Origin of the sequence: uncultured Algibacter sp. (genome assembly GCF_947490405.1) — a bacterium.
Classification (GTDB): Bacteria; Bacteroidota; Bacteroidia; order Flavobacteriales; family Flavobacteriaceae; genus Algibacter_B.
Genome location: NZ_CANLGU010000001.1, coordinates 16,568 through 30,010, shown reverse-complemented (window position 1 = coordinate 30,010; position 13,443 = coordinate 16,568). Strand labels below are relative to the sequence as shown.

The 13,443-nt window shown below is 33.0% G+C and carries 14 protein-coding genes; 5 read left to right on the top strand and 9 right to left on the bottom strand.

Annotated features, from left to right (window positions below):
• Nucleotides 1-23: 23 nt before the first annotated feature.
• The gene (gene lpxD, locus Q0772_RS00160; RefSeq protein WP_298338485.1) at nucleotides 24-1,016 is read right to left on the bottom strand and encodes a UDP-3-O-(3-hydroxymyristoyl)glucosamine N-acyltransferase; all 993 of its coding nucleotides are present in this window, start codon (nucleotides 1,014-1,016) and stop codon (nucleotides 24-26) included.
• Between the two features lie 59 nt (nucleotides 1,017-1,075).
• Entirely contained in the window at nucleotides 1,076-2,248 is a 1,173-nt protein-coding gene (locus tag Q0772_RS00155) for an LETM1-related biofilm-associated protein (protein ID WP_298338482.1), read from the bottom strand.
• 151 nt (nucleotides 2,249-2,399) lie between these two features.
• Here Q0772_RS00155 and Q0772_RS00150 point away from each other — a divergent pair, with 151 nt between their 5' ends.
• The 3 genes from Q0772_RS00150 (at nucleotide 2,400) to Q0772_RS00140 (ending at nucleotide 5,011) form a co-directional block, all read left to right on the top strand.
• A complete protein-coding gene (locus tag Q0772_RS00150; RefSeq protein WP_298338480.1) occupies nucleotides 2,400-3,050 on the top strand; it encodes a DUF4331 family protein in 651 nt (216 codons plus the stop codon).
• Between the two features lie 26 nt (nucleotides 3,051-3,076).
• On the top strand, nucleotides 3,077-3,634 hold the full coding sequence (locus tag Q0772_RS00145) for a DUF4331 family protein (RefSeq protein ID WP_298338479.1): 558 nt from the start codon (nucleotides 3,077-3,079) through the stop codon (nucleotides 3,632-3,634).
• An 84-nt stretch (nucleotides 3,635-3,718) separates the two neighbouring features.
• Nucleotides 3,719-5,011 (top strand): tetratricopeptide repeat protein, encoded by a 1,293-nt coding sequence (locus Q0772_RS00140; protein WP_298338476.1) that lies wholly within the window; start codon nucleotides 3,719-3,721, stop codon nucleotides 5,009-5,011.
• Between the two features lie 112 nt (nucleotides 5,012-5,123).
• Here Q0772_RS00140 and Q0772_RS00135 read toward each other — a convergent pair whose 3' ends face one another.
• Complete coding sequence (locus tag Q0772_RS00135; RefSeq protein WP_298338473.1) at nucleotides 5,124-6,188, bottom strand: serine hydrolase domain-containing protein; 1,065 nt, start codon at nucleotides 6,186-6,188, stop codon at nucleotides 5,124-5,126.
• On the bottom strand, nucleotides 6,185-7,417 hold the full coding sequence (locus tag Q0772_RS00130) for a DUF1343 domain-containing protein (RefSeq protein WP_298338470.1): 1,233 nt from the start codon (nucleotides 7,415-7,417) through the stop codon (nucleotides 6,185-6,187). Before Q0772_RS00130 ends, Q0772_RS00135 begins: the two co-directional genes overlap by 4 nt.
• Before the next feature lie 9 nt (nucleotides 7,418-7,426).
• On the opposite strand from Q0772_RS00130, the gene Q0772_RS00125 reads away from it, so the two are divergent.
• Together Q0772_RS00125 and Q0772_RS00120 are read left to right on the top strand one after the other, a co-directional pair.
• Entirely contained in the window at nucleotides 7,427-8,662 is a 1,236-nt protein-coding gene (locus Q0772_RS00125) for an FtsX-like permease family protein (RefSeq protein WP_298338468.1), read from the top strand.
• Between the two features lie 246 nt (nucleotides 8,663-8,908).
• Entirely contained in the window at nucleotides 8,909-10,267 is a 1,359-nt protein-coding gene (locus tag Q0772_RS00120) for a pyridoxal-phosphate dependent enzyme (RefSeq protein WP_298338466.1), read from the top strand.
• On the opposite strand, the gene Q0772_RS00115 is transcribed toward Q0772_RS00120, so the two are convergent.
• From Q0772_RS00115 to Q0772_RS00095, 5 genes are read right to left on the bottom strand one after another with little or no spacing between them, the layout of a single operon-like run.
• Nucleotides 10,268-10,798 carry a CIA30 family protein gene (locus Q0772_RS00115; RefSeq protein WP_298338463.1) on the bottom strand — a complete coding sequence of 177 codons (531 nt, stop codon included), beginning with the start codon at nucleotides 10,796-10,798 and terminating at the stop codon, nucleotides 10,268-10,270.
• Nucleotides 10,799-10,816: 18 nt separating this feature from the next.
• On the bottom strand, nucleotides 10,817-11,359 hold the full coding sequence (locus tag Q0772_RS00110; protein ID WP_298338460.1) for a hypothetical protein: 543 nt from the start codon (nucleotides 11,357-11,359) through the stop codon (nucleotides 10,817-10,819).
• Between the two features lie 22 nt (nucleotides 11,360-11,381).
• A complete protein-coding gene (locus Q0772_RS00105) occupies nucleotides 11,382-12,185 on the bottom strand; it encodes an anti-sigma factor (protein ID WP_298338457.1) in 804 nt (267 codons plus the stop codon).
• Between the two features lie 3 nt (nucleotides 12,186-12,188).
• The gene (locus tag Q0772_RS00100) at nucleotides 12,189-12,719 is read right to left on the bottom strand and encodes a sigma-70 family RNA polymerase sigma factor (protein WP_298338455.1); all 531 of its coding nucleotides are present in this window, start codon (nucleotides 12,717-12,719) and stop codon (nucleotides 12,189-12,191) included.
• 41 nt (nucleotides 12,720-12,760) lie between these two features.
• Nucleotides 12,761-13,330, bottom strand: a complete 570-nt coding sequence (locus Q0772_RS00095; RefSeq protein ID WP_298338453.1) for a superoxide dismutase family protein — start codon at nucleotides 13,328-13,330, stop codon at nucleotides 12,761-12,763.
• Nucleotides 13,331-13,443: the final 113 nt, after the last annotated feature.

Sequence of the window (13,443 nt, the reverse complement as noted above, 5' to 3'; positions counted from 1 at the left end):
ATCTTTAAACAAAATTAAGTTCTTTATTTCTTAACTAATCTACGCATCGCCACCCACTGCTTCAGCATCGCTTTGGCATCTTGTGCAGGATACCCTAAAACTGTTTCACCAGCTTTTACATTATTCATAACACCAGAACCTGCTCCAACTGTTGCGCCAGATTCTATAGTAGTGTGATCTTTAATTGAGGCGCTGCCACCAATAATAACACCATCACCTAAAGTTACAGAACCTGCAAGCCCACTATGTCCTGCCATAATACACGAACGCCCCATAATACTATTATGAGCAATTTGTACGAGGTTGTCTATTTTACAACCATCTCCAATAATAGTGCTGCTAAATTTAGCTCGGTCCACACAAGAGTTGGCACCAATTTCTACATAATGCCCAATGACAACATTACCAATCTGAGGGATTTTTACTAAGCCTCTACCATCATCACTTGGTCTATACCCAAAACCATCAGCTCCAATACTAACATTAGTATGGAAAATACAATGACTACCAATAATACAACGTTCTCTAATAACAGTTCCAGACCATGCCATGGTATTATCTCCTATAGTAGTTTCATCAAAAACACAAACATTAGGGTAAAGAGTAACGCCGTTGCCTAAAATTACATCTTTTCCAACATAACAATTAGCACCAATTTTACAGCCATCTCCAATCTTTGCAGTTTCATGGATTACAGCCGTAGGATGAATATCTGTCTCAAATTCTGGTGCTGGCGAATTAAATAGTTCTAATACTTTGGCCATAGCCAAATCAGCATTTTTAACCTTAATCACAGCACGATTGTCTCCAGGCTCAACCGTTAAATTATCATTTACCAAAACAACACTAGCTTCAGATTCTTCCCAATACTTTACATATTTACTACTTCCTATAAATGTAATGTGATTTTTTTTAGCGTTTTGAAGTTGTTCTGGGCCTTCAATTTGGTGTGTGGTGTTTCCGATTAATTCACCCTTAAGTAGATTGTTAATCTCTTGAATAGAGTACGATTTCATGCAGTCTTTTTAGTTAGTGTATCTGTAAAGCTAATGAAATTCTAAGAAAATCTCTATTTTTACTCTTCAATCCTATTTTCATCAAAGGCAGAAGGCAATAACTTAGGTATAAATTTTACAACCAAAGGCAGCAATAAAGCACCACCCGGAAGTAAAAAGATAGCCAAACTTGGTATGGATTTAAAAATATCAAGAAGCTGCTCTTGTACTTTTTTTTGTTCATCTTTATCCAAATCTCTCATGGTAGATTGGGACAAAAGAACCATTAACTCTTTACTGTCTTTTAATTCTTGGTATAACCGTTTACTATTTCTGGTAATCAATTTGTTTACCATTTTACTGGAATTGTTATAAAAACTTTGTACGATATTTTTAGAGCTTAATAACGCAATATTATCTTTATTAACTGTGTAAAAGTGATTAACGGCTTTTATAGACTGCTGAGTTTTTGATATGCTTAAGTTTAAATCATTACCCAATTTTTCTAGAAAGTGTTGTTCTTCAATATCTATGGTTTGGTCACTCCAAGTAGCCATACAAGCTAAATCAAGAATATAGTACTTCTCTAAATCTGTAGTAATATTTTTTATAGCTTTTTTATACCCCAAATGGGCGTCTTCTTGATATCGCAAAGACGATTCAAACAGCTTTATTAAACTCTCGTCGTACTGATTTATAGTTTCTTTAGCGTTTAAAACATCTAAACATATAGATGTAATAGATGCTTCAATATTTCTTAAGTAATCTTTAGAAATTGTTTCCTTTTCTAAATACTTCTTATATGCTAAGACATCAACAAATAAAAGGGCGTTTATTATAAAATAATTAAAATTCTTGGTGAGTACATTAGCGTCTATTTGAATACGTTTATAGATTATTTTTTCAAGTTGTTCGCTAGATTTTTTACCACCTAATAAATCTCTAAAAAAAGAGGTTTTAATTTCATCAATATCCGAATAAAAACCAATAACACTTTCAATAAAAGGAGTATTAGACTTTGAGTTAGCGTATGCATAATGTAATCCCAAACATAAATTGATTTTGCACAGTTCTTCCTCTGTAAAATCTTTTTTGAGAACGACTTGACTAACTACATCTAAGTTACTGCCATAAATAAAGCCACAAGTTCTTAAAGCATCATAAAACGATTCTTCAGAGTACTCTAAGAAACGATTATTGCTTTCAATCTCGTTGAGTAGCTTTTTAATCCAACCGGCAGACGATGGGTTCATAATTAAATTATCATAACAGGTTGTAAAAGTAAACTTTTAGATGAATATCTGCATTGTTTTTTCTTTAACATAATTTTAACAAAACCGCTCTTTTCTTTTTTGCGTAGGTATGGCAGAGAGTGAAATTAACAATAACAAAAATCTCAAAATTATGAAAAATTTAAAAAGAGTATTAGGACTTGGAGTGGTAGCGATAGCTAGTTACTTCATTGTAGCGGCAGATCATATTGATGCGCCAGCAGTTTCAGGCGGTAATAGTGATGTTACTGATTTTTATGCCTTTCAAGGGGAAAACACAAACAATCTAGTTTTTGTAGCAAACCTTCAGGGATTATTAAGTCCTGCAAATACAGGAGCTGCAACATTTAATGAAAATGTATTAGTAGAATTTAATATTGATACAGATCAAGATAACGTTGAAGACTTAGTAATTCAAGCTATTCCAAGAAATGGTAAAATGTATTTCTTTGGTCCTGTAGCGCCATCGCAAACGGGTTTAAATAGCAGCATTCAAACCAATGCTACTGTAGGTGGTAATGTAGATATTACTAATTATGGCGATGCTGCAAACATTTCAACTAATGGAGGGATGAGCTTTTTTGCTGGACCAAGAGACGATCCATTCTTTATGGATTTTGCACAATACTCTGAAATTATAGCTGGAAATGCCACAAGTTTTAATATGCCTGGTGCTGATACTTTTGCAGGTAGTAACGTGATGTCTATTGTTGTAGAAGTGCCAAAATCTATGATTGGTGGCTCAGGGAAAATTAATACTTGGGTAGAATCTAAAAGAAAATAATAACAAAACCTTTAAAATTTAATAAGATGAAAAATATAAAAATATTAACCTTAGTGTTAACCGTTTCGTTAATGGCATTTAATTGCTCAAATGACGATGATAATGATATAAAAATACAAGGACCAGATTTTTCAGGAACTTATGTTCAAGAAGATCAAATGGGTAGACCAGCTGTAAATACTGTATTTAATGCTAGCGCAGATAAAGATGCTTTTAATGTAACTATACCATCTGCACAAAATGCGGCTTTTCAAAGTAAGTTTGAAACTAATTTATTAGCATTAAGTCCTGCTTATGCTAACGGTGGAACGAATGCACTTGGGCAAGATGCAACAGCATTTACAAGTCTTTTAGCTACAGATGTTTTAAACGTGTCGCTTGATGGGACAACAACTTTTTTTGATGGTGTTGCGGCAAACACACTTTCTGGTAGAGCACTAGCTGATGATGTTATCACGGTTGAGTTATTATTAATCTTTGGTGGTGAAGATTTTACTGAAAACCCAGGATTATCAAATGATAATGTTGATGCAAATGATAAAGCTTTTTTGCCCTCTTTTCCTTATTTAGCTTCTCCTCACTAAATATGAAATTACCTCTGAAGTGATTATTTATTTATCACTTCAGAGTTTTTAAAACCTAAACAAAAACATAAAAAATCACACAAAATGAAAACCATAAATCAAGTAGTATCTGTTTTTTTATTACTACTTATAGTAAGTTGTAATTCTAAACAGAAAAAAATAACAGATGCAACGGAGTATGCAGTTTATATAGAAACATCAGAGAACGAGATGTTGCAATTAGCAAAAGAGGATTTTATATTCTGGGAAAAAAAGCTAGAAAAAGAACCAAATCAGTTTCCTTATTTAGCTAAAGCTGCAGCATCTCAATCTCAAATTTTTAGTAGAACAGGAGATATTGAAGCTTTAATTAAGGCTGAGAATTACTTAATAAAAGCTAATGAAGCTACTAATTATAATAACGCAGGCTATTTAAAAGCTTTAGCAAGAAATTATATTTCTCAACACAGATTTAAAGAGGCCTTAGAGTTATTGGTAAAAGCTGAAATTAATGGTGAAGGCTTAAAGGGTACAGAAAAAATGCTTTTTGATGTGCATTTAGAGCTTGGGAATTTTGAAAAGGCAAAATCATATTTGCAAAAGATTCAAAAAGATTCAGATTTTGATTATTTAATACGATTATCAAAATGGTCAGATCATCGTGGAAATTTGGATGCTGCCATAAAATATATGGAACAAGCAAAAGGTATTGCAGAATCATCAAATGTACCTTCAGTAAAACAATGGGTATTTACAAATTTAGCTGATTACTATGGTCATGCAGGAAGAATAAGAGACTCATATGAGCATTATTTAAAAGCTTTGGAAATAGATCCAACTGATGCTTATGCAAAAAAAGGAATTGCTTGGATTGTATATTCCTATGAGAAAAATGCAGACGAAGCATTACGTATTTTAAACGAAATTACTAAAGCATATAATGCACCTGATTATCATTTATTAAAAGCAGAAATTGCAGAGTTCAAAGGTGATATTAAACTAAAAGAAAATCAATTAGCACATTACTTGGAAGCAGTTAACAATCCTTCCTATGGCGATATGTATAATACATACCATGCTATTTTACTTGCCGAAAATAAAAAGGAAACATCAAAAGCATTAAAAATTGCTCATGTTGAAGTAGCGAATAGACCAACACCTCAATCATATGACTTACTGGCATGGGTCCATTATAATCATGGTGATATTAAAGAAGCTTTAAAAGTTGCTGAACAATACGTAGTTGGAAAAACATCTGAGCCTGATGTATTATTTCACTTAGCAAAAATATACAAAACCAATGGTGAGTTAGAAAAGGCTAAACGCTTAAAAGAAGAATTGCTTGAAAGTACTTTTGAACTTGGTCCGCTTATGGAAAATGAAATTAATAATATATAAAAAAGATGGTTTGAATAGTGTTTTAAATAAACACTACTAAAGTGTTGATTTTAAGTTTTTTTGTTAGGTTGAAGGTGTTTGATTGCAGAAATGTGATTAAGCACTTTCTTTTTTAATCTACAAAAATAGCTTCAAGTGCTTTCCCAAAGTCTTCCATACTAACTCCGGTTTTATTAGTTAAAACAGAAATGATAAGTTCTTCTTTTGGGTAAACTAAAAGTAAGGTTGAAGCTCCAACACCGCCACCAGTATGATAATATTTATGCGTGTTGTTTTTTGTGTGCTCTACGGAGAAACCAATACCATAGCCCGTTATTTTTCCTGACTTTAATTTTTGTGAAGTAACCATATTAGCTAATGCATCTTTTGTAACTGTTTTGGGTGAAATAATTTCTTCTCCAAACTTAATTAAATCCTCAGAGGTTGATAAAAAGCCTCCACCAGCAACTTTATATTCATTAGCAACAGGTGTCGATAATACTCTTTTTTTTCTGTAAAATTTGGTTGTATTTGGGTAGTTTATTTTAGAGTCATCTAATGTAGTGTTTGACATACTTAAAGGCTTAAAAACAAAATTATTCACCAATACATTAAAATCAGTTTTAGAAGCTTTTTGCATGATTTCACTAAGTAAAACATAACCAAACGTGTTATATGAAAATTGTGTAGAGGGTTCAAATAAAAGAGGATCATCTTTAAATAAACTTATACCTTCTGTGATAGACATCTTTTTGTTTATTGTAAACTCGTTTCCTTTGTAATGTCTAATACCAGCAAGATGTCCACCTAACTCTTTAACAGTAAAATCAAATTGTTTTTTGGGATAATCGGGAAGATAGGTATATATACTTTCATCTAAATCAATTAACTTTTTGTCAACCAATTTGGCGAGTGTTAATGCGGTAATAGATTTTGAAATACTTGCAATTCTAAAACGTGTTACACCTGGGGTAACTTTAGTTTTAGGTTTACGGTTAGAATAACCAAAACCTTCAGACCATATTAATTTTCCTTGATGAGAAACTGAGATTGCCATTCCAGGAATACGCTGTTGGCGTAAAAACATTTTTGCTTGTCTTCTGGCAGTTCTTATTTTGTTGACTTCAGAATTTTCAATGTTTAAATTAAACCCAAATGATGTGAGTAGAAGGACTAAAGAAGCTAAAATGTGTTTCACGGATATATTAGATATTTTTTACGAGTATTTTTAAATTGTTCCAATCCATCTTGCCATGTAGCTTTTATAGCTTCCTCAGATAAACCAGCTTCAATTTGCTTTTGCAGTATATTGGTTCCAGCGTGTGTAGTAAAATTATCAGTATTAAAAAACAAGGATTGATCTGTTGCATTTTTATAGGCTTTAATAATCCATTTCAAAGTCATTTTATCCTTAATAGTAGTGTTTTTTAAATCTTCACCATAACATAATTTATCCCTGTGTTTGGGGTATTTAGCTCCAAAATTTGCATGAGGTGTATAGGTAAATGGCATCGTCTCTGGATTTAAAAAAGGTGCGCCATAACGCTGAAATTGAAATTCTGTACCACGACCAGCATTTACATTAGTGCCTTCAAAAAGTCCAAGACTGGGGTATAGTTTTATAGATTGGTCATTGGGTAAGTTTGGAGAAGGCCTAATAGCCAAACTATACGAGGTGTTATGGGTATAATGCTTTACAGGAATAACGGTTATATTACACGATACTTCATTTTTTAACCATTTTTCGCCATTAATCATTTGTGCATATTCGCCAATAGTCATACCGTGTACAAGAGGTATGGTGTGCATACCTAAGAAACTTTTATTTTCAATCTCTAAGGTAGGTCCATCAATATAATGTCCGTTAGGGTTAGGTCTGTCAAGTATTAAAACTGGGATATCTTGTTCAGCACAAGCTTCCATAATATAATGTAATGTAGAAATGTAAGTGTAAAACCTAACACCTACATCTTGAATATCAAAAATTATAATATCTAAATCTTTAAGCTGATCTACAGATGGTTTTTTGCTACTTCCATGAAGAGAAATTATAGGTAAATTAGTTTTTTTATCAATACCATCTTTAACAAGTTCACCAGCATCAGCTTTTCCTCTAAAGCCATGTTCTGGAGAGAAAACTTTTTTAATATTAATATTCAATGAACGTAAAGAATCAACCAAATGTGTATAACTAGTTTTAGATTTAAAAATAACCGAAGTTTGGTTAGCAACAACTCCAACACGTTGTCCTTTCAATAAAGGCAAATAGTTTTCAGTTTGATTTGCACCAACAATTAAAGTGCTGTCAATCTTAACGTCTTCAATAATCTCACCTTTTTCATTAGTGCTATTTTTTACTTTAGAAGCGCAAGAAATCATTACCAAAACAAATAATAAAACTGTATTTTTGAAAACATTAAACTTCATAGATAGCTTTTGAATTACGAGTTTTTTATAGCTAAACGCATTATTGGTAGTAAAGCGTATAAAAGTAGCATATCGGCACCAATAATAAAAATTGGTATCGCAGCAATTGCTATAGGAATTATTGTTATGATGATTGCCATAGCAACAGGTATTGGATTACAGCAAAAAATACGAGATAAAGTTGTAGCATTTAATGGGCATATAACTATTACAAATTACGATAATAATAACTCCCAAGAAAGTGTTTTACCAATTTCAAAACATCAAGATTTTTATCCAGATTTTAAAGCTGTAGAAGGAGTAAATTATATACAAGGGGTAGCTTCTAAATTCGGGGTTATACGCACTGAAACTGATTTTGAAGGCGTTTACCTTAAAGGCGTCGGAGCAGATTATAACTGGAATTATTTTAAAGAATTCTTAATTTCGGGTAAGCTGCCAGATTACACACAAAAACGTAATGAAGATGTTTTAATCTCAAAATATCTAGCCAATCGCCTCAATTTTGAAGTAGGAGATAAGTTTCAAATGGTATTTGCAAAAGACGACCCAGAAAAACTCCCCAATATTATTACATATCAAGTTGTAGGCATTTATAATTCAGGTTTTCAAGATTTGGATGCACAATATATCATCGGCGATATAAAGCATTTACAGCGAATCAATAGATGGAAAAAAGATGAGGTTGGGCATTTCGAAGTATTTATTAATAACTACAACAATCTTGAAGAAACAGGAAATAAAATCCATCAAAACCTTCCATCATTATTAGATTCTCAAACCATAACAGATCGTTATTATTCAATCTTCGAATGGATTAAAATTTTTGACAAAAACATCTACGGTATTATTGGCATCATGATACTAGTGGCAGGTATAAATATGATAACTGCACTACTGGTTTTAATTCTAGAACGCACCACCATGATAGGCGTTTTAAAAACCCTAGGAAGTAGTAATTGGAGCATCCGTAAACTCTTCTTGTATAACGCATCATACCTTATTTTATTGGGGTTATTCTGGGGTAACCTTATAGGTTTAGGGCTATTGTTTGCACAAAAATATTTCAAATTATTCCCGCTAGACCCAAGCGTATATTACGTTACCGAGGCACCCGTTTATATCAGTCTCAGTTACATCATCGCGTTAAACATTGGTACACTTATTTTATGCTTACTCATGCTTTTGGTGCCCTCTTATATCATCACAAAAATTTCTCCTGTAAAGGCCATTAGGTTCAATTAGTTTTTTAGGGCGTTATCCACAAGGGGTCGGGCTTTACGTTGCAATCTTTTTAAATTGTCATAGAGAGGAGCTAACGACGTAACTATCTGTTTAATATCTGTTTAATAGTTAATATAGTTCTTGTTAACTTTAAAAAGGATTTTCTCTACTCCCGATAGCTATCGGGACTAACGCACACATCAGCTAACAAATTAACATATACCTGCTAGCTTTTTAGTATTTTTGGTTAGTACGATAAAGGAAACTATGGAATACGCCAAAAACATACTAGAAACAATAGGAAACACACCGTTAGTAAAACTTAATATACTAACAAAAGATTTACCGTGCTTGGTTCTAGCTAAGTATGAAACCTTCAACCCAGGGAACTCCACAAAGGATAGAATGGCACTAAAAATGATTGAAGATGCAGAGGCTGATGGACGATTAAAACCAGGAGGCACTATAATAGAAGGAACCTCAGGAAACACAGGTATGGGTTTAGCCTTAGCAGCTATAGTAAAAGGCTATAAAATGATATGTGTTATTAGCGATAAACAAAGCAAAGAAAAAATGGATATCCTGCGTGCCGTTGGTAGTAAAGTTATTGTATGTCCAACCAATGTAGAACCTGAAGATCCTAAATCCTATTACTCAACCTCCAAAAGATTAGCTGAGGAAACACCAAATTCTTGGTATGTCAATCAATATGATAACCCCAGTAACGCGCTAGCACATTATGAAAGTACAGGACCAGAAATTTGGAAACAGACCGATGGTAAAATTACACACTTTATAGTGGGAGTTGGCACAGGCGGTACCATTTCAGGAGTTGGTAAGTATTTAAAAGAGCAAAACCCCAATATTAAAGTTTGGGGAATAGACACCTATGGTTCAGTTTTTAAAAAGTACCATGAAACAGGCGAGTTTGATGAAAACGAAATTTATCCATACATTACGGAAGGTATAGGTGAAGATATTTTACCAAAAAATGTAGACTTTAGTATTATTGACGGTTTTACAAAAGTAACCGATAAAGATGCCGCTATTTATACCCAAAAATTAGCCAAAGAAGAAGGTATGTTTTTAGGAAATTCTGCAGGAGCAGCAGTAAAAGGTATCCTTCAATTGCGACAACATTTTAAAAAGGAAGATGTAGTCGTGGTACTTTTTCACGACCATGGAAGCCGTTACGTAGGTAAAATGTTTAATGATGAGTGGATGCGAGAACGAGGTTTTATAGAAGATGAGATTACTTCTGCAGCAGACCTTGTTGCTAATAATACAGAAAAGCCTTTAGTAACAGTAAAAACTGAAGAGTTAGTATCTCATGCTATAGAGCGCATGAAAGCCTACAAAATATCTCAAATACCCGTAGAAGATTCTACAGGATTTGTAGGGGCAATTGATGAAGCTGATTTGTTAAGAAAGTACATCGAAAACAAAGACATTTCAGATTTACCAATTAAAGATGTAATGCATAAGCCCTTTCCTGTGGTAGATAAACATATGCCTATAGAAGAGATATCAAAATTATTCAATAAAGAAAATAACGCAGTTTTAGTTAAGCTTTCAAAAGATAACTATCAAATTATAACGAAGTACGATATTATTAGTGCACTTTAGTTATTTTAAAATTATAGAATCAATTTCCAGACTAAAAGATTCCGCTTTTTTGTTTCCAATTAAAAAAGCAAGCATCTCCATTTGGCTACCATCGTAATTCGGTATATTTAATTTGCGACCTCTAAAAGCAGGCGATAAGGTTTTAAAAGGAATTTCGATAGTCTCCCAATCTCCAGAAGTATTAAAAGGTGTAACATATGAGTGGTTATCTGAAGTATTGGTTTTCACTCTAAACTGATATGATTTGCCATCTCCTTTTAATCTTATACAAACTTTCGAAAACGTATTAACTTTTTTCGTTTCAAAATGATATTGTACCATCGAAAATCCACCGTTATTTTCTAATGAGACTTCACCGTAGAATAAACCATAACCAGCATCATTAATTTTAAAATTTCCGTTAGAGCGTCCGCCCATAACCACATCATCAACTGTGCGCCAATTGGAAATATCACTTTTAGAATTGAAATCGAATAGAGTCATAGGTGTTTGAGTTATTAGATAAAATGAAAATAGAATAATAAATTTCATTAGGGCTTTGCGTTTTTATTATTTGCAATCTGCTTGAACATCTTTGTTTTTCCATTGTATCCAATACTCTTGCAAACCTTCAGGAGTGGTTTTTAAATCACTTATGTCCAATTTATGCCCTTCCATTAAAGCAGCACTTAAAGCTTGTTTACGTCTTAATAGTTCTGGGCTATGATTCCAACCACCAACATGATCGAATGATGTGTATGCTTCACACTTATTTTCAACACTAACAAAAGGAATTGATAGCTTGTATGTAACTTCTCCTGAACCCATCCCAATTGTATACATACTTATTTTTGAGAAATCTACTTTTTTGAAATCATCTGCTTTATAAAGCGCTTTTAATTTATCACCAACTTTGCGAGACATTTTGTTTGAGAACTGATGAGCGATATCATCACCATAAATAAACTCAGGGCCTTCATAAGTTCCCTCACAACCATTTTGATTACAAATTATTTCGTTTTTCTGGTTTAGATTTAAAGCTGTTTTTTTACTAGTATTAATACAGTTATTGAAAAATAAACCAATAATTAAATAAGTAATTAGCTGTTTCATTGTATTTAATAAAACCAATTTATTAACTCGTGCTTACAACACCCAAAGTATATAATTGCTCCATAGTTGGAGATTCACTTCCGCCTGCTGGTTCTAGAGTAATACCAAATGCTTCACTCTCATTTGCATTTTCTATTTCGAAGATTTTATTAGCATCAGTAGTAAAGCTATCAATAGTCCCTAAACTAGTTGGAGTAAGCGGGCTTAATGTTAAAGACCATACCTGGTAAACTTTACCCTCTGGCGGCTCAGGTAAGCCTTGTGCATCTAAAAAAATACGATTTGAATTTTTATCCCAATATACTTTAGCATAGGTCTCAGCAAAATTTCCTTGACCTGCTAGAGGTATTTTGGTAATATTATCATCACGTAAAACACTAATTAGCACATTAGCATCTTGCAAGCTGTTTTTAGAGTTTTCAATTTGCGTTTCTAGTAGAGACTGCCGAGTTTTTGCAACTTGAATATCAGATTGTAACTGTTTGTTTTGATTAACAGTCCATAATAAACCTACACCCAAAACAATAGAAGCCGCCCAACCTGCATAAGTAACCCAGTTGTATTTAGATTTAGCTATCGAAATAACTTTTGCATCGTCATCTTTAAAACCTAAAGATTGCTTTATATGCTTTAAAATATGGTTGTTGTCTCGTTGAGACGTAGAAGCTGTAAGTTTAACAATTGCTGCTTCAATTTCTAAAACTTCTTGTAATATTTCAGGATGTTTTTGCATAAGCGCATACACCTCTTCATTTTCTTTTTCAGAAAGTGTACCAGCTACGTATAGCTCTAAAATTCCAGATTCTATGTATGCTTTAATGTCCATTTGTTAATTCAATACCATATTTCTAAGTTCTTGAATACAATTTCTATTTCTTGTTTTTATAGTTCCAATTGGCATATCAAGAGCTTCAGATGCTTCACTTTGTGTATAGCCCTTGAAGTAAAGAAGTTCAATAACTTGTTTACATTTTTCAGCAAGTTTACCTACAAATTTCTTTATACCAATAGCATCAGTTGTGTCATATAAACGGTCACTGCTTTCAATTATATCTACGAAAAAATCAGAGTTGAGGTTTTGTTTCGAGTTTTTAAACGCTTTAGAGCGAGTTTTGTCTATAGCGGCATTTCTTGAAATATTTAAAATCCAGGTAAAAAAGCGACCTTTTTTTGAGGAATAGCTATCTGCTTTATGCCATGCTTTAATAAAAACGTCTTGCATAACTTCTTCAGCAATATCATGATCTCTTACAATATTGAAAATCACACCATGCATGCTATCGCTATACATATTGTATAGTTTTTCAAAAGCCTTTTCGTCTTTCTGCTTAAATTTTTCTACAAGAACGTCTATATCCATTCAAAGGATTAAAAAAAGATTTAAATATTAAATGGACATTTTTACTGAATGATGCCAGCACAACTTACACGTGCGCCCGCAGCTCCTGAAGGTTGCGATGTTAAATCATCTTCACCAGCATGAACAATAACAGCTTTTCCTAGAATATCTTTTGTGTCGTCGCCACAACCAATACACCACTCGTCTGTAGTAAACGAGATGGTACCATTACCTTTTTCATCAGCAGTAAAATTGCCTATATCTCCTTTATGGTAGCCAGTTTCTGCGCCCCATTTACCATGAGGTTGTGATGTTGGGTTCCAATGCCCACCTGCAGATTTTCCATCAGGAGAAGAACAATCAGAAGAGGCATGAATATGTATGGCGTGCTGTCCTGCAGTTAAGCCACTTATAATGGCAGTCATACTTACTTCACCTTCAGTTTCTTTAAAAACTACATTACCGCTTACGTCACTATCACTTTTGGCACTTAAAGCTATTTTAACTTTTTTAGGAGCTACTTCCACTACTTCTGGAGTTTCAATTTCTGCTGATTTAGGCTCTTTTTTTTCGTTTTTACAAGATGTAATACTTAAGACTAAAGCCATTAAAAGGAAAGTGATTTTTTTCATTATTCAAGAATTTTTATTTATTCGAAAGTTAAGACTTAATTAAACAAATTGCAAGTCTTAGCTATGACATATATCATATTTTTTAGCAGCATATTCCTTTAATTTTGAATCAT